15 protein-coding genes and 1 other RNA gene are annotated in these 16,267 nt (G+C 55.6%); 4 read left to right on the forward strand and 12 right to left on the reverse strand.

Annotated elements, in window-relative coordinates:
* Nucleotides 1–87: 87 nt before the first annotated feature.
* Nucleotides 88–975 carry an AraC family transcriptional regulator gene (locus PAE68_RS21890; protein ID WP_281890525.1) on the forward strand — a complete coding sequence of 296 codons (888 nt, stop codon included), beginning with the start codon at nucleotides 88–90 and terminating at the stop codon, nucleotides 973–975.
* 238 nt (nucleotides 976–1,213) lie between these two features.
* Here PAE68_RS21890 and PAE68_RS21895 read toward each other — a convergent pair whose 3' ends face one another.
* The 12 genes from PAE68_RS21895 to PAE68_RS21950 all read right to left on the reverse strand — a co-directional run bounded on the left by PAE68_RS21895 (nucleotide 1,214) and on the right by PAE68_RS21950 (nucleotide 11,835).
* On the reverse strand, nucleotides 1,214–1,807 hold the full coding sequence (locus tag PAE68_RS21895; protein ID WP_281890527.1) for a PIN domain-containing protein: 594 nt from the start codon (nucleotides 1,805–1,807) through the stop codon (nucleotides 1,214–1,216).
* A gap of 8 nt (nucleotides 1,808–1,815) precedes the next feature.
* Nucleotides 1,816–2,271: a hypothetical protein gene (locus PAE68_RS21900; RefSeq protein WP_281890529.1), complete on the reverse strand. Its 456-nt coding sequence runs from the start codon at nucleotides 2,269–2,271 to the stop codon at nucleotides 1,816–1,818.
* A 189-nt stretch (nucleotides 2,272–2,460) separates the two neighbouring features.
* Nucleotides 2,461–3,186: a Fic family protein gene (locus PAE68_RS21905; RefSeq protein WP_281890531.1), complete on the reverse strand. Its 726-nt coding sequence runs from the start codon at nucleotides 3,184–3,186 to the stop codon at nucleotides 2,461–2,463.
* 98 nt (nucleotides 3,187–3,284) lie between these two features.
* Nucleotides 3,285–3,649: a transfer-messenger RNA gene (gene ssrA / locus PAE68_RS21910) on the reverse strand.
* 253 nt (nucleotides 3,650–3,902) lie between these two features.
* Nucleotides 3,903–4,382, reverse strand: a complete 480-nt coding sequence (gene smpB / locus PAE68_RS21915) for an SsrA-binding protein SmpB (protein ID WP_281890533.1) — start codon at nucleotides 4,380–4,382, stop codon at nucleotides 3,903–3,905.
* A 108-nt stretch (nucleotides 4,383–4,490) separates the two neighbouring features.
* Nucleotides 4,491–7,217 carry a ribonuclease R gene (gene rnr, locus PAE68_RS21920; protein ID WP_281890535.1) on the reverse strand — a complete coding sequence of 909 codons (2,727 nt, stop codon included), beginning with the start codon at nucleotides 7,215–7,217 and terminating at the stop codon, nucleotides 4,491–4,493.
* A 43-nt stretch (nucleotides 7,218–7,260) separates the two neighbouring features.
* Nucleotides 7,261–8,061 (reverse strand): alpha/beta hydrolase, encoded by an 801-nt coding sequence (locus tag PAE68_RS21925; RefSeq protein WP_281891187.1) that lies wholly within the window; start codon nucleotides 8,059–8,061, stop codon nucleotides 7,261–7,263.
* A gap of 92 nt (nucleotides 8,062–8,153) precedes the next feature.
* Nucleotides 8,154–8,393, reverse strand: coding sequence for a preprotein translocase subunit SecG (gene secG, locus PAE68_RS21930; protein ID WP_281890537.1), 240 nt, complete (start codon nucleotides 8,391–8,393; stop codon nucleotides 8,154–8,156).
* Between the two features lie 159 nt (nucleotides 8,394–8,552).
* Complete coding sequence (locus PAE68_RS21935; RefSeq protein WP_281891189.1) at nucleotides 8,553–9,407, reverse strand: formylglycine-generating enzyme family protein; 855 nt, start codon at nucleotides 9,405–9,407, stop codon at nucleotides 8,553–8,555.
* 163 nt (nucleotides 9,408–9,570) lie between these two features.
* On the reverse strand, nucleotides 9,571–10,140 hold the full coding sequence (locus PAE68_RS21940; RefSeq protein WP_281890539.1) for a chromate transporter: 570 nt from the start codon (nucleotides 10,138–10,140) through the stop codon (nucleotides 9,571–9,573).
* The gene (locus PAE68_RS21945; RefSeq protein WP_281890541.1) at nucleotides 10,137–10,772 is read right to left on the reverse strand and encodes a chromate transporter; all 636 of its coding nucleotides are present in this window, start codon (nucleotides 10,770–10,772) and stop codon (nucleotides 10,137–10,139) included. The genes PAE68_RS21940 and PAE68_RS21945 overlap by 4 nt, the downstream gene beginning before the upstream one ends.
* Nucleotides 10,773–10,977: 205 nt before the next feature.
* Nucleotides 10,978–11,835, reverse strand: coding sequence for an AraC family transcriptional regulator (locus PAE68_RS21950; RefSeq protein ID WP_281890543.1), 858 nt, complete (start codon nucleotides 11,833–11,835; stop codon nucleotides 10,978–10,980).
* A 151-nt stretch (nucleotides 11,836–11,986) separates the two neighbouring features.
* Between PAE68_RS21950 and PAE68_RS21955 the strand changes: the two genes are divergently transcribed.
* The 3 genes from PAE68_RS21955 (at nucleotide 11,987) to PAE68_RS21965 (ending at nucleotide 16,266) form a co-directional block, all read left to right on the forward strand.
* Complete coding sequence (locus tag PAE68_RS21955) at nucleotides 11,987–12,988, forward strand: Gfo/Idh/MocA family protein (RefSeq protein WP_281890545.1); 1,002 nt, start codon at nucleotides 11,987–11,989, stop codon at nucleotides 12,986–12,988.
* Between the two features lie 25 nt (nucleotides 12,989–13,013).
* A complete protein-coding gene (locus PAE68_RS21960; protein WP_281890547.1) occupies nucleotides 13,014–13,958 on the forward strand; it encodes an aldo/keto reductase in 945 nt (314 codons plus the stop codon).
* 391 nt (nucleotides 13,959–14,349) lie between these two features.
* Nucleotides 14,350–16,266 carry a glycoside hydrolase family 127 protein gene (locus PAE68_RS21965; RefSeq protein WP_281890548.1) on the forward strand — a complete coding sequence of 639 codons (1,917 nt, stop codon included), beginning with the start codon at nucleotides 14,350–14,352 and terminating at the stop codon, nucleotides 16,264–16,266.
* The last annotated feature ends 1 nt before the right edge of the window (nucleotide 16,267 follow it).

The raw sequence follows: 16,267 nt of genomic DNA on the forward strand, positions 1-16,267 counted from the left end.
TATAATACAATCATTATAAAATGTGGAGTTCCCGAAAGACCATGAACAATCTTCATATATGAACGAGCTCAGAACACGGAGGCAGCCATGTACTATTCCTTATCCAGACTCTCTTCACTAGATGTTAAATGGGCTGGATTGTACGATGCCAGCTCACCATCATTTCAATGGAATCACTATAATCCGTATTACCAGCTGATCGCGGCCGTCGAAGGTCCTGTTCATATTGACGCGGGGCAGCAGCAGCATACGCTCCGCACAGGTGAATCGTTGCTACTGCTCCCGTGGGAACCGCATACCGGCTGGAATCACGGCGAACGGCAAGGGCAGTTTTTCTGGACCCAATTCTCCTGCTCCCCTGACATCAGTGTATTTCATACGGAAGGAGCCGACCTGAAAATTGTCCATGCCGAGAAAACAGAGCTACGAACGACACATGCCAGTCACGAAGACCTGCTCGTTATTCCGAAGCTGCATCTGTCCAACCAACGCTTCCGATTACTTGGCTTGTTTGAGCAGTTGGTTGCAGCGTCGAACACACCTCAGGGGTATTTTCGGTTTCAACAGACACTGTTGCTCAGCGAGATCTTACGATTGATTGCCACTAGCTTCCTGGAACAGAGCGATCAGGACACTTCCTTTCCGACATCCTACATCACCTATCGTAAGCTGGTTAATTATCTGAATAATGAGTATGAGAATGAGATTAGCACTGAAGATTTGGAACAGGCTATCGATCGAAAGTACGGGTACTTGTGCCATGTGTTCAAAAAATATGCCGATACCACTATTGTCAGTTACCTTCACGAGCTGCGTGTCCAACGAGCCAAATACCTTCTGCTTCACTCTGATAAAAGTGTAGGAGAAATCGCAAATGAAGTTGGCTACCAGGATCCTTTCTATTTCAGTCGGATCTTCAAACGATTAGAAGGGCTGTCCCCTCAGCATTACCGTAATCGCAAGAGTACGACTTAAGAGAAGATATCCGTTCTGTGATTCAGGAGCTAACATTTCAGGAAGTAACCCATGCTTTCAAGCAACAAGAGCTCGCCTTGGTAAGTGGAGGATAGCATAAAGAAGCACCATCGCATCGGATGGTGCTTCTTGTCTTTATGGAGACGAGGGGAGTCGAACCCCTGTCCGAAGATAACGCCACATCAGCTTCTACGGGTGTAGTCACAGTTTTGATGTCACCCGAGCAAGCGAAATGAAATTACAGTCTCGATTGAATATAACCCAACGCATGATGAAAATTGGAAAAGAACTTACATTTATAATTTTGTAGTTCCTCCAAAATCTCTTCTTGTTCGAAGTCTTTCCAATTACGACTCACAAAGACTTTCTCTTCCCCTACAGATTGTTGCATTACGTTGGTAATAACTGATGAATAAATAATTGCATCTTGTGGAGATAAGTCTAATTCTTCCTGATAACGAATAGAACCCTCATAAATTGTTGATGTTATATCGATTGTTTCGCCAACTCGTAACAATCGACCCAACACCTTCTCAAGCATATCTCTCTCTTTGATTTCAACATCAATAATTGTCTTTGTTAATGGTTGTAGCACTGAAACAAGTTCCTGGTTATAAACGGACCTTTGCAATTGCTGCAATTCTTTATTTAAGGACTGCTGTATACTTTTCCTCTGCTTCCCTCTTCCCTGTATCGTCCAGAACGGCTCCATCAAAGAGAAAGTAGGTATCACCAATTTAATGCGGTTTATCTCAGCGAAATCAAGAATTTGCTCTGCCGCTGTTGCTTCTTCTTGTGCAAGAACCAATTCAAGTATGAAATTCGATTCCACATATACAATCATCCTTGTACCTCAGAAACAACCCTGGCTCCAAGTATGGTATCAATGAACCCGCCCTCAACCAGCTTCAGTTCAGGCTCACTCGTAAAATTTCGACTTTCTTTTGCTCTAACTAGATCATTTATCCATTGAGTTACGATTAACTCTAATTCATTTCCTCTGAGTCGGTTTTCGTAAGTATCCATATGCCTATAATATCGACTAACAATGTCTTGCATGGAGAAACTAATTAGTGGATTGTCCAACAATTGGTGGGATTTCTCATTATCCCAAACATAACCATATTCTTGAGAAACTAGCACAAAGTACTTCGACTTCAAGCTCTGGTGTGCAATAATATTTCTTCTAATCTTTTTTGCATCCTCTATGTTAAGGTTTTTTCGATTTTTCACTTCAATTACCGCTATGGTTCCATCATCATCTTTAATCAAAATATCAAAAGAATTTGAATTCATAACTTCACCACCCTTGAGTGCTTTAATAACAATTATACACGATAAAAACAGAAAGAGCATCCTTCCTTAATGGATGCCCTCTCAATGTACTTATGGAGACGAGGGGAGTCGAACCCCTGTCCGAAGATAACGCCACACAGGCTTCTACGGGTGTAGTCACAGTTTTGATGTCACCTTAGAAGCGTCCCGTTACACTAACTTTAAATATAAATCGAGGGTTTTGCCAAGTGTCCTTGTAATCAAAGTAAGAAACAAATCGTTATTGCCCGTAGTATGGGCCAAATCTATTGCAGCATAATATTCTGCTCGATCCTCTTTTTCTATTACGATGGGCGGATAACCATTCTTCATAAGTTCAAAATTCAGAAGCAATCGTGCTGTCCTTCCGTTCCCATCAATGAACGGATGTATCTTAACAAAATCAACATGAAGAAAAGCAGCCCGCTCTACAGCATGCTTTTGCACCTGCCACTCTGCATAAGAGTGTATTAACTGCTCCATCTGGTCCTGAACTTGGATATAGTCAGGCGGTATGTGAGTTGCTCCGCTGATAATCACATTTTCCTTTCGGTACATCCCTGCATTTTCATCATCTATACCCTTGAGGATCAAGCGATGAATATTTTTCGATTGCCACTCGGACAGAGGTTCCTGGCGACTCACGATTTCTTCGACATACAAGATGGCTTCTTTATGATTAATAACTTCCAGATGCTCTTTAATGGTTTTACCACCGACCGTTATGCCCTCAAGAGCTACCTTCGTTTCAGATAATGTCAAAGTGTTGCCCTCAATAGCATTAGAGTGATAAGTCCAATTAATGATTAAGTGCTCACGGATACTTCGTAATGTATGTATAGGCAAAGGTCGTTTCCTATCAAGTTGTTCCATCTTGCTATCAATGTCAGAGAACATAGCGAATCACTCCAATCTGCGGAATCATGATCCATTATACAACATGAGTAAATACAAAAGAAAAGAGCACCTGTAGTTAGGTGCCCCTTCTCTTTGACTTATGGAGACGAGGGGAGTCGAACCCCTGTCCGAAGATAACGCCACACAGGCATCTACGGGTGTAGTCACAGTTTTGATGTCACCTAGGCCGACGCCCCGTAACCGGCTTCGATCTAGGTCAGCCTGATTATCTTCTTCAGCTCACCCCAGGCGGAGATGAGACAGCGTATCCCACTAAAGTTGAGCCCCTATCCGGCCACATGGGCGATGGACGGTAGAAGCACGAGAGCAGTTTCTTAGGCTGCTACAGCGTAGTTAGTTGTACGGTTGCCATTTAATAGGCTTTAGCGTTGATGAAGTGGACGCGTCCCCACTACCCGCAACCCATGCTCGAACTATCCCCGTCGAATCCAAGAACGTCCCCGCATGGAGGACCCGGTAAAGGGTCCTATAAAAGTGTTATGAAAAAAATCTTATCACGATGCCTCAATCATTGCAACTTCGACGACTGCAACGGATGAGAGGCAGCAACAAGTGTAGTTCGCTGTGCTTCGAGCTGGCTATGGCTCCGAGCAAGCTGCGCCGTTTCCTTCAGCGCTCCTTTATTATAGCATACCGACGGTCGAAAGATAGCGTGATGTTACTGGCAGCATGACCAGTCCGCACCATACGCCTCTCTACCGCGCCACCTTCTGCTTCTCCCGCAACGCCCGCTGAATCTCACGCTGAGCATCGCGCTTCGCCTCCGTGTCGCGCTTGTCGTACTGCTTCTTACCTTTACCCAGACCGAGCAGCAGCTTCGCATAGCCGTTGCGCACGTATACCTTCAGCGGCACCAGCGTGTAGCCCTCCTGCTTCGACTGGCCGAGCAGCTTGTTGATCTCTGGCTTCTTCATCAGCAGCTTGCGCGCTCGCGTCGGATCGGTCGGATTGTGACGGTTCCCCTGCTCGAAGGGGCTGATATGCATATTGTGAATGAACGCCTCGCCATTGCGAATCGTCGCGAACGCGTCGCCGATATTGGCCTTGCCCAGACGCAGCGACTTGATCTCTGTGCCGGTCAGCACCATGCCGCATTCATACGTATCCTCGATAAAATAATCGTGCGACGCCTTCTTGTTCTGCGCCAGCACCTTATTCTCCGCCTTCTTGCTCATCTGTGAACCGCTCCTTCCCGCCAAGCTTACCCGCTTCCACGCCTGCAATATGCAAAAGAAGGGATAGAGTCCATTGTATCAACTCTATCCCTCGAAAGCAAGCCGCGCCTATCGCTTCACCGTCTTCTTGCGCCGCTTCTTCGGCCCGAAGCCGCCGAAGCCACCGCCGTCCTGGCCGCCTTCACCGCCGCGGCCAGTCGCCTTCAGCGCCCGCGACTTCGCCGCGCCGGGCCCCTTGCTGCGGCCAGCGCCGCCTGCGCTGCGCCCGCTGCCCGCTTCGCCAGCGGCTGCGCCCGCGGCGCCGTCACGCCCGGCTGCGCCTGTGCCCGGCGCGCCGCTGCGCCGCCCGCGCGGACCATCCCCGCGCCCGGCGCCTGCACTGCCCGCGCCTGCGCCCGCTCCGCCGCGGCGCCCGCCTTCGGCGCCGCCGAAGCCTGCGGCGTCGCCGCCACGCGCGGCTGCGCCTGTGCCCGGCGCGCCGCTGCGCCGTCCGCGCGGGCCGTCGCCGCGCCCCGCGCTGGCGCCCGCTCCGGCGCCGCGTCCACCGCGGCGCCCTGAGGCTGCGCCGCCTTCGCCTCCGCGGCGGCCTGAGCCTCCGCTGCGGCCTTCACGCCCACCGCCGGAGCCGCTGCCGCCGCGCTTGCCCTTGCGCACCGCCTTGAGCGCGTCGACGAGGCTCACCTTTTGCCCTCGCGGCCGCGTATCCATCATCTCGAAGTCGATCGTCTTCTCGTCCATGCTCACACGCGCCACGCGCACCTTCACCTCGTCGCCGAGGCGGTAGATGCGAGACGTACGCTCGCCGATCAGCGCATGCTGCGCCTCATGGAAGTGGTAATAGTCATCGTGCAGATCGGATAGACGAATCAAGCCTTCGACCGTATTGTCCAGCTCCACGAATATACCGAAGCTCGTCACGCTGCTAATAATGCCGTCGAACTCCTCGCCGACCTTATCCATCATGAACTCGGCCTTCTTCAGCGCCTCCGTCTCGCGCTCAGCATCGACAGCGACACGCTCGCGCTCCGACGACTGCTTCGCAATATCCTCCATACGCGCGGTCAAATATTCATGACGCGCATCGCTCAGCGTGCCGCTCTCCAGCACCTCGCGGATGACGCGGTGAATGATCAAGTCTGGATAACGACGAATCGGCGACGTGAAGTGCGAGTAATACTCGGCGGACAAGCCGTAATGCCCGAGACTCTGCGCGTCATAGCGCGCCTGCTTCATCGAGCGGAGCAGCACGGTGCTGATGACCGTCTCCTCCTTCGTCCCCTTAATCTCCTCAAGCAGCGACTGCAGCGCCTTCGGATGAATGGAGTTGCCCTTGCCGCGCACGACATACCCGAAGTTCGTAATGAACTCCATGAAGTGCTGCAGCTTCTCGCCATCCGGGTCCTCATGCACCCGGTACAGGAACGGCACCTTCAGCCAGTAGAAGTGCTCCGCCACCGTCTCATTCGCCGCGAGCATGAATTCCTCGATAATCATCTCGGCAATCGATCTATCGCGCTTAATAATCTCGGTCGGCTTGCCGTCGGAGTCGACGAGAATTTTGGCCTCCTGGAAGTCGAAATCAATCGCGCCGCGATGCATCCGCTTCGCTCGCAGCTTCATCGCGAGCTCCTCCATCAGACGGAAGTCGTCCATCAGGTAGCCGTATTTCTCCACCAGCTCCGGGTCAGGCGACTCCTCGGTCAGCAGCGTCTTCACGTTGTTGTACGTCATCCGCTCGCTCGTCCGAATGACGCTCGTGAACACATCGTGCCGCACGACGTTCAGCTGGGCATCGAATTCCATCTCGCACGACATCGTCAGACGGTCCACCTGTGGATTCAACGAGCAGATCCCGTTCGACAGACGATGCGGCAGCATCGGAATGACGCGATCGACGAGATAGACGCTGCAGCCGCGGTTGTACGCCTCGCGATCTAGCGGCGAGCCCTCACGCACATAGTAGCTCACATCGGCAATATGAACGCCCAGCACGTAGTTGCCGTTCGGCAGCCGCTCCACGTTCACCGCGTCATCGAGATCCTTCGCATCCTCGCCATCGATTGTCACGATCCGCTTGCCGCGCAGGTCACGACGGCCTTGGCTGACGATCTCCTCCTCGGTAATCACCTCAGGGGCACGTCCCGCCTCCTCCATCACCTCATCCGGGAACGACTCCGGCAAGCCATGCTTGCGAATGATGGACAATATGTCGACGCCCGGATCGTTCTTGTGACCGAGTATCTCGATCACCTCGCCCTGCGCCGCCGCACGCCCCTCTGGGTAAGCGACGATGTTCACGACGACCTTATGACCGTCCATCGCGCCGTTGAACGCATCCTTCGGGATGAATATATCCCGCACGACCCGCTTATCATCGGGTATAACGAACGCATACTCCTCATACGTCTTGAACAAGCCGACGATCCGCGTATTCCCGCGAGTGACGACTCGAACGACCTCGCCCTCCAGACGACCGCCGGACACACCCTTGCTCGTCACGCGCACGAGAATAATGTCGCCGTTCATCGCGGTACCCATATCGTTCGCATGAATGTAGACGTCTGGCAGCTCCTTGTCGTCCGGAATTAAGAACCCGAACCCCTTCGCATGCGCCTGCAGCCGACCACGCAGCAGATTCATCCGCTCAGGCACACCGTACCGATCATTACGCGTACGCAAAATATGCCCTTCGTTCTCCAGCTCATTCAGCAGTCTGAGGAAGCTCTTGAATTCCTCCGCGTCCTCCAGCTCGAAGTGCTGCTCCAGCTCGTGATACGTCATCGGCTTGTACGCCGTTTCCTTCATGAAATCCAATACTGTTTCTTTATTTACCATATCATCACCCTTTCTGGTGTCTTGTCTATCTTCATTATATTCCTTACACGTGCTGCAAGGTCCCGGCTAGTCCGGCTGCCGTTAATTCCAAGCTCTGCAGCTGATCCAATGCCAAGAGAAAACGTGAGATCTCCTCATACACATGCTCCCGTCCGTCATCGAGCAGCAGCGCGTGCGACGACTCCGGATACATCGAGAGCTGTCTGAATGGCGATGATACATGGCGATAGATGTACTCCGCGCTCTTCGGCACGACGAGCGAATCCTTCAGCCCTTGCGCGATCAGCACCGGAATATGAACGTGACGAAGGCTCGACTTCACAACCTTCAGCAGCTTGCGCAGATCGACCACACAAGGAATCGGTGTCTTCGTATACGTGCACGCCTCTTCCATAATATGCGGCGCTACAGTGGGCTTGCGCTCTATATATTTCACGAAATATTGCAGCAGTATGGCCAGAACAGTCTTCCGGCTCGAGAGATAAATAGGCGCAGCCAGCGTCACTACCGCGGCCAGACGCCGCTCCATCGCCAGCTTCAGTGCAAGCAGTCCGCCCATCGAGTGGCCGATCGCTACGATGCGCTTGCCGCTTCCTTCCATCTCATCATAGCATTCCCGCACATGTCTCGACCAATCGACCCAGCCCGTATGGATCATATCCTCCGGTGTTGTCCCGTGTCCGGGCAGAAGAATACCGCGTACCGTATATCCCTGGTCGTTCAAGTAATAGCCAACCCGGCGAAACTCAGAGGGTGAACCGGTGAAGCCGTGGATCATGAGGAGCTCTGTTGACGCCCGTTCCCCGATTCCCCGTAAGTAAAAAGGCTCTGTTGTCCGATACATTCTGCTCAACTGCCCCGCCTCGCTTCCCTAGCCGCAACGTTGAAAAAGAAAAACAGCAGGAGTATTATTCCCCTGCTGCTCGGATTTATGTTTTAGACGGATCTCACGAAAAATGCCACGACAATGGTCAGCCCAAAGAACACGACTGCAAGACCCATTGTAAGCCGCTGCAGGAACAGCTCCAGCCCGCGCGCCTTCTGCTTCCCGAACAAGTGCTCCGCACCTCCGGAGATGGCACCGGATAATCCCGCGCTCTTGCCTGGCTGCAGCAATACCGCCGCAATTAATCCAATGGACACAATGACCAAAATAATCTTAAGTGCTAATTCCATCCTTCCACCTCCTAATACCGACTGCTCACATCTTGTCCGATAATCATAGACAGCATCCCCAGTATAACACAACCGCGCAGCACTTGACAAACAGAATTGGAAGCGCTCTACGCACAAAAGCCCGCCCGAGCGTCGGACGGACTTCTATATGATATTCACTCAGCCCTGCGGTACATCCGCCGCACAGCGGAAGCCTGCGTTGCCGGTCGAGCTGTCCGGAGTGTTCGAGCTTCGCGCCGCGACACGGTACCGGTTGCAGTACGACTTGTGACACAGGTACGAGCCGCCGCGCATGACACGAGCTGCACCCGACGGTGGTCCCTGCGGATTCGTCCGCTCCGCCTTCTGGTGGTACGTCGGGTGGAACCAGTCGCTGCACCATTCCCACACGTTGCCCGACACGTTATACAGCCCATAGCCGTTCGGCTCGAACGCGTCGACCGGGCATGTCCCGATGTAGCCGTCAGAGGCGTTGTTCTTCTCCGGGAACTTGCCCTGCCAGATGTTGCACATATGCTTGCCGTCCTGCTTCAGCAGATCGCCCCAAGGGTAACGCTTGCCGACAAGACCGCCGCGGGCTGCGTACTCCCACTCCGCCTCGGTCGGCAGACGCTTGCCTGCCCAGCGGCAGTACGCCTCCGCATCGTTCCACGACACATGCACGACAGGATGGTCGGCCCGACCCTCGACAGAAGTGCCCGGACCTTCGGGACAAGCCCAGTAGGCGCCCGCCACCGCGTACCACCACGGCGTCTGCTGCGGCACCTGCGTCACGGTCGCTGCGACCGACTCCGGTACGAGTAGATGAAAGACGTACGACCAGCCGAACGTCTCCGCCTCTGTCTGATAGCCTGTCTCCTGTACGAACTGCGCGAACTGCGCATTCGTCACGGCGTACGCATCGATATAATAGTCGCCGAGCGTCACCTCGCGCACCGGGCCTTCCCCGTCTGCGGGGAAGCCCTCGGCGTCCTCCGTTCCCATCAGGAACGTCGCGCCGCTAATGCGGACCATGCCGTCATGCTCCGGCTTAGCTCCGAGCTGTCGTGGAGCCGGAACGACGAGCTCGATCGGAATCGGGGACGGCCCCTCGCCCGCTCTCGCCGGAGCACAGCAGGAACGCAGCTCCTTATGCTCTTGCTCACTCATCTCGTTCATCTCCTTCGTGTTGTGTGCCCTAGCTGTACAGTGCCGCACCGATGACACCTGACATGAGTATAACCGCCGCCGGGTGTACCCGATACTTCACGAGCGCGAGCAGCGCGCCGAGGAACACCAGCATCAGGCTGATCGTGCTCCAGTTGATCCCGCCGAGACTGGATGGGATGACCTGGTTGCCGATGGCGAACTTGATCGCGGCGTAGAAGATAAGACCAGTGATGATCGGACGGAGGACGTAGAAGCCTTTTTTGACAACCATATTCTGATTCATCTTATAGAACGACGTGGCGACGACCAGAATAATGATGAGCGATGGCAGCACCATCCCCGCCGCCGAGACGATCGCTCCCGGTACGCCGACGAGATGGTAGCCGATGAAGATCGCGCAGTTGGTCGCAATCGGTCCCGGAGACATGCCAGCCACGGCGATGACGTCCGTGAAGCTCTGCAGCGTCAGCCATTGATGCTCCCAGACGACCTCCCGTTCAATAACGGGAATCATCGAGTAGCCGCCGCCGAACGATACCGCACCGATCATGAGGAACGTCACGAACAATTCGAACAGTAAGCCCGCATCCTGCATCATATCCCATCCCCCATGATGAAGCCCCATTCCTTGCGCTCGATCTGATGACCCTCCAACGTCGTCTTCATCCCGAGGCGAGTACGTATCGCGACCAAGATCGGTCCGATCAGGAAGCCGCTCAGAATCATGAGTGCCGGATGAATATGCGGCAGGAACAGAATGCCGAGTGTCACGAGCACGACGCCGAACGTCATCTTATCCAGCACCGCTGTCTTGCCGATCTTGTAGCCCGCATAGCAGATGAGGGCGACGATCGCCGCGCGTATGCCCTGGAACGCCGCCTCGATCTTCGGGTGATCGTGCACCTCCATGAAGAACACCGACAGCAGCAGCACGATGAGGAACGTCGGCAGCAGTACGCCGGCCATTGCCGCGATCGCGCCTAGCGGTCCAGCCAGTCGGTAGCCGATGAACGTCGCCGAGTTAATAGCGATAGCGCCCGGGATCGACTCTGCAACCGCGAACACGTCCGCGACCTCCTTCGTCTCGAGCCACTTGCGCTTATCCACCACTTCCTTCTCAATGAGTGGAATCATGGCGTAGCCGCCGCCGAACGTGACCGGACCGATCCGCAGAAAGCACAGAAATATGGATGGAATGCGCCCCCAGCGCTCCTTGAACGATGTATGCATAAGTCCCGCCCCCTTACTTTACTTGTCAAACTAAGTATAGCATCTTTATTTCAACTTGAAAATAAGGAGTTGGATTTTTAGAGTTAATATAGTTTATATTTCAAAGTTAACTGGATTGTAGTGATTCTTTTGACCACTTTGGTTAATACATAGTGTTTTGCTAGGAATAATAGGGATGAGCTCTCGAGACGGCGGCTCCACGCGTTCATGTCATCGCACGCTGCTGACGGAACACGGACGGTGCTGCGCCGAACTCACGCTTGAACTGCCGCCCGAAGTATTCCGGCTCCATGCCCACGTAAGCCGCCGCCTCTGCGACGGACAGCTCCGGCTGCTCCTCCAAGAGCCGTGCTGCCGTATGGAGCCGCAGCCAGCGTACATACTGCAGCGGCGTCATGCCGAGCGATTGCTGGAAGATGCGGTTCAGCTGCTTGGACGAGTAGCCGACATAGGAGGACAGCTCGGCGAGCGTGAAGTCACGCTGCAGGTAGTCGTCCAGAAAGCGCACGACCCGGTCGACCACCTCACCGCGGTAACAAGAGGCTCGCTTCCTTGAGACGGGCCCCGACTCCTCCGCTTGCTCGCCCTGCTTCTTCAGCTCCATACATAGCGTGAACAGCAGCTCACTCGTCCGCCACTTGTCATACTGAGGGCCCGAGTATAGCCAGATGTCCCCGAGCAGATCGCGCATGCGCTGTATGTGCCGCACCCTCCGATGCACCGTCTCCACGCCGAAGCCCCAAGGCCCGAGCATCGCATGCGCTTCGTCGATGAACGTCACATAGCCAACCTGCCACGGCGAGCTGTCCTGCTTCGGCATGTACACATGCGGCAGGCTAGCCGGAATATACAGTACGGAGCCCGGCTCCAGCGTGAGCCAATCGTCCGACCCAAGGACCCGGAATACACCTGACCCGGATAAGGTGAGCAGCAGATGATTAGCCGAGAAGCCGCGCATCCGAATGCGCATGCTCTGCAGCTCTGTTCCGACGGTGTAGACGGAGAACGGCAAGGAGCCGCTCTCGGGATGGTACACATTCGTACGTAGTTTTAACAGCTTCATGGTACGTTTACACTCCGTTATGTCCATTTTGTCCGGATGAATGTCCGTCTTGACTCTATCCGTTACCAGTATAGCACGGTACACTGTTAGCAAGGGATTCGTGCTGAGCGATCCACATGAATAGATTCATATTGAGAGGAGCTGAAGTCTGATGAGTGTGAAGCCATTGCGCTGGGGCATTCTCGGCTGTGCAGGTATTGCGGTCCGGGCCGTCATTCCGGGCATTATCGAGTCGAACACAGGAGAGGTAGCGGCGATTGCGAGCCGTGATCTGGAGAAGTCTCGTGCCACCGCTGATAAGCTGGGCATCGAGACGGCCTACGGCAGCTACGAGGAGCTGCTCGCTGACGAGACGATTGAGGCGGTGTACATCCCGCTGCCGAACCATCTGCATAAGGAATGGACGATTCGTGCAGCCGAGGCCGGTAAGCATGTATTGTGCGAAAAGCCCGCTGCGCTGAACGCCGCCGAGATGGAAGAGATGGCGGCCGCCTGCGAGAAGGCCGGCGTGTTCTTCGCCGAGGCGTTCATGTACAGACTGCATCCCCGCTACGCGATGATCAGGGAGACCATTGCAAGCGGCAAGATCGGGGAGCTGCGCGGCATTCACGGCGCGTTCACCTTCAACAATGCAGGCAGCGACGGCAACGTGCGCTTCTCGCGCGCGATGGGCGGCGGCTCGCTGTACGACGTCGGCGTCTATCCGATCTCGGCCGCACGTATGGTGCTCGGCTGTGAGCCGGAAGCGGTCACGGTGCACGCCTTCTTCTCGCCGCAGCACGATGAGGTCGATATGATGGCATCGGGTCTTGTCGAGTTCCCGGGCTCGGTCGCGCTGACGTTCGACTGCGGCATGTGGGCGGCTGGACGCAATACGCTTGAGATTGTCGGAACGGAAGGACGGATCGAGGTACCGTCGGCGTACGTCGCTCCTGCCGATTCGAGCTCGGACTTCGTCGTGATCAAGGGCAACGAGCGCCGTGTAGTGGAGGTGCCGCACGTGAACCAGTATGCGGTGCAGGCCGACGTATTCGCGCACAGCGTACGTACGGGCGAGCCGCTACCGTACAGCCCGTCCGATTCGATCGCAGGCATGCGCGTGCTGGACGCTTGCTTGAAGTCAGCGCGTGAGCGTGTGCGTGTAACACTGTAATGATCCCCCTATGGAGGTGACTCGTATGGACTATATAACGATTCCGGGTGTGACGAAGCCGGTCTCCCGCTTAATCAAGGGCTCCGACTACTTCCGTCATCACGTATATGAGAAGGTATGCGACAATCTAGACGCGTATCTGGCCATTGGCGGTAACGCGATCGACACGGCGTACATCTATTGCGGCGGCGAGAGCGAGGCGGTCATCGGCCGCTACATGCAGGAGCGCGGCAACCGTGAGTCGCTCGTCATCTGGACGAAGGGTGCGCACCACGACCAGACAGGCCCGCGGGTGACGAAGGCTGCGATAGATCACGACCTATCCGCCAGCCTGGAGCGTCTGCAGTCGAGCTATGTCGACATGTACGCGCTCCATCGCGACGATCCGAGCGTGCCGGTCGGCCCTATTGTGGAGGCGCTGAACGCACACCTCGAGGCCGGACGCATCCGCGCGATCGGGGCGTCCAACTGGACGTGGCAGCGACTCGACGAGGCGAACCGCTACGCCGCGCAGCACGGGCTGACAGGCTTCAGCTTCAGCAGCCCGAACCTCAGTCTCGCGAAGGTGAACGAGCCGTTCTGGACCGGCTGCGTGTCCGCCGATCAGGCGACGCTCGACTGGCACGAGGAGACAGGACTGCCGCTGCTCGCATGGTCGTCGCAGGCCCGCGGCTTCTTCACCGGGCGCTACTCGCCAGAGGTGACGGATAACGCCGATCTCGTGCGCGTCTTGTACAGCGAGGCTAACTGGGAGCGTCTTGCGCGTGCGAAGCAGCTGGCGGCCGAGAAGCAGGTGAGCATGATTCAGATCGCGCTCGCATACGTGCTGAACCAGCCGTTCCCGACCTGCGCGCTCATCGGCGCCCAGTCGCGGGAGGAGCTGCTCTCCTGCGCCGAAGGCTCGCGCATCCGGCTGACTCCCGAGGAGACAGCTTGGCTCGATCTGCAGGAGCAGACGCTGCGCCGTTAGGCGGGCGCTTGAGCGACACAGGCAGACGCTGCGCCGCTGGCGGGCGCTTGAGCGGTACGGGCAAACGCTGCGCCGCTGGCGGGCGCTTGCCTCGCAAGCTAGTCTCGCTTGGCCTACAAGCGGGACGCCCGTCTCGTGCGAGCAGCTGCAACGCCAGCCTGTATGACCTCACCTGCTCAAGCAAGCGCTTCACTTACACGCCAGATTTCCCCCTACAAGGTACCGAATCGATTCGCGCATGTGGCGCGGGTTGGTTCGGTGCCTTTTTTTCACAGTGAGGGAGATAGGTAAAAATAGTACTAGTATTCTAAGCAATAATGCATGGCTACCGCATGTCCTCAAGGGTACAATAGCCTTATAGAACGAACAACTCATCCGAGGAGGACTTACGATGACGACTGACATCCGCAAAGTCAAACCATTACCAAATATGACCGATTCCACATGGACGAACGGCTTCTGGGCCGAACGCTTCCACCTGGCTCACAAGGAAATGATCGAGTCGATGGAGAAGGCGCTTCACGAGAAGGAGAACGGTACGTACTTGCCGAACTTCGAGGTGGCGGCTGGACTGAAGAGCGACCGCCATTACGGCGAAGATTGGTCCGACGGCGACTGCTACAAGTTCCTCGAGGCATGCGCACATGTGTACGCCTTGACGAAGGACCCTGAGCTCGATCAGAAGCTGGACAAATATATTAGCTTCATCGCGCAGGCGCAGGACGAGGACGGCTACATCAGCACGAACGTGCAGCTGAGCCACAAGAAGCGCTGGGGCCAGCGCATCTATCATGAGGACTACAACTTCGGTCACCTGCTCACGACAGCGGTCGTTCACTATGAAGCGACGGGCAAGGACAGCCTCTTGAACGTTGCGCTCAAGGCAGCCGAGTACCTGAACCGTACGTTCAACCCATGTCCGAAGCACCTCATTCACTACGGCTGGAACCCTTCGAACATTATGGGTCTGGTCGAGCTGTACCGCGTCACAGGCAACGAGCAGCATCTGAAGCTCGCTGACATTTTCATGACGATGCGCGGCGCAGGCTACGGCGGTGAGGACCAGAACCAGGACCGCACGCCACTTCGCGAGGAGACAGAAGCGATCGGTCACGCCGTAACGGCGGTATACCTGTATGCAGGCGCTGCTGACGTATTCGCTCACACAGGCGAAGAAGCGATCATGAACTCGCTCACACGCATCTGGGACGATATGTATCTGAGAAAAATGTACGTAACCGGCGGAGTCGGCGCGATCTACAACGGTCTGTCCAAGAACGGCGACAAGATCTGGGAAGCGTTCGGCAACGAGTACCAGCTTCCGAACCGCTCGGCTTACACCGAGACGTGCGCGAACATCGGTAACGCGATGTGGTCGATGCGCATGTTCAACCTGACTCAAGACGCGAAGTATATGGACGTCTTCGAGCGCGTCGTGTACAACAGCTTGCTCGGTTCGATGACGCTCGACGGTCACAAGTTCTGCTACACGAATCCGCTGGAGACGAGAGGCAGCAAGCTGTTCAACCACTTCACGCCGCAGACGCAGCACTTCCGCGCGGAGAGATGGTTCACGCATACGTGCTACTGCTGCCCGCCACAGGTGCTCCGCACGATCGCGAAGCTCAATCAGTGGGTATACGGCCAGTCGAGCGAAGGTCTGTACATTCATCTGTACAGCGGCAACAAGCTGAGCACGGTGCTGGAGTCCGGCGAGCAGCTGGAGCTGACGGTCAGCTCGAACTTCCCGACCGACGAGAACGTACAGATTACTATCGAATCGAGCCTGAAGCAAGAGACGTCGATCTTCCTGCGCATTCCGCAATGGGCGACAGGTGCAGTCGTGAAGGTGAACGGCGAAGTACAGCCGGGCGTTGCTGCCGGCTCGTATCATGAAGTGAAGCGTCAGTGGCAAGCGAACGATCGCATCGAGCTCGTACTGCCCATGTCCGTGAAGATGATTGCAGCGAACCCGATGGTCGAGGAAGCTCGCGGTCAAGTCGCATTCACCTACGGTCCATTCGTCTACTGCCTGGAGGCTCACGATCTTCCGCAGGACGTAACGATTGATCAGGTGCGCATCCCTCGCCAGATCAAGCTGGAGGCTTCGTTCAATGCCGACCTGCTCGGCGGTGTTACACAGCTGAAGGGCACAGCCGTGAAGATTCAAGAGGCTAATCACGACGTGTCGCTGTACCAGCCGTTTGAGAACCTGGAGCTGCAGGACATCGAGATCTCGCTGATCCCTTACTACGCTTGGAACAACCGCGGCAAGGCGGACATGTCCGTGTGGATGCCGTTGATCTAAT

This window comes from Paenibacillus sp. YYML68, assembly GCF_027923405.1.
Taxonomy (GTDB): Bacteria; Bacillota; Bacilli; order Paenibacillales; family NBRC-103111; genus Paenibacillus_G.

Excerpts from the sequence above, each read along its gene's own strand:
- PAE68_RS21965 (WP_281890548.1), top strand. The coding sequence starts at position 14,350 with ATGACGACTGACATCCGCAAAGTCAAACCATTACCAAATATGACCGAT.
- PAE68_RS21925 (WP_281891187.1), bottom strand. The coding sequence starts at position 8,061 with ATGTATCGGACAACAGAGCCTTTTTACTTACGGGGAATCGGGGAACGG.
- PAE68_RS21960 (WP_281890547.1), top strand. The coding sequence starts at position 13,014 with ATGGACTATATAACGATTCCGGGTGTGACGAAGCCGGTCTCCCGCTTA.
- smpB (WP_281890533.1), bottom strand. The coding sequence starts at position 4,382 with ATGAGCAAGAAGGCGGAGAATAAGGTGCTGGCGCAGAACAAGAAGGCG.
- PAE68_RS21890 (WP_281890525.1), top strand. The coding sequence starts at position 88 with ATGTACTATTCCTTATCCAGACTCTCTTCACTAGATGTTAAATGGGCT.
- PAE68_RS21940 (WP_281890539.1), bottom strand. The coding sequence starts at position 10,140 with ATGATGCAGGATGCGGGCTTACTGTTCGAATTGTTCGTGACGTTCCTC.
- rnr (WP_281890535.1), bottom strand. The coding sequence starts at position 7,217 with ATGGTAAATAAAGAAACAGTATTGGATTTCATGAAGGAAACGGCGTAC.
- PAE68_RS21945 (WP_281890541.1), bottom strand. The coding sequence starts at position 10,772 with ATGCATACATCGTTCAAGGAGCGCTGGGGGCGCATTCCATCCATATTT.
- PAE68_RS21955 (WP_281890545.1), top strand. The coding sequence starts at position 11,987 with ATGAGTGTGAAGCCATTGCGCTGGGGCATTCTCGGCTGTGCAGGTATT.
- PAE68_RS21900 (WP_281890529.1), bottom strand. The coding sequence starts at position 2,271 with ATGAATTCAAATTCTTTTGATATTTTGATTAAAGATGATGATGGAACC.
- PAE68_RS21935 (WP_281891189.1), bottom strand. The coding sequence starts at position 9,407 with ATGGTCCGCATTAGCGGCGCGACGTTCCTGATGGGAACGGAGGACGCC.
- secG (WP_281890537.1), bottom strand. The coding sequence starts at position 8,393 with ATGGAATTAGCACTTAAGATTATTTTGGTCATTGTGTCCATTGGATTA.
- PAE68_RS21905 (WP_281890531.1), bottom strand. The coding sequence starts at position 3,186 with ATGTTCTCTGACATTGATAGCAAGATGGAACAACTTGATAGGAAACGA.
- PAE68_RS21950 (WP_281890543.1), bottom strand. The coding sequence starts at position 11,835 with ATGAAGCTGTTAAAACTACGTACGAATGTGTACCATCCCGAGAGCGGC.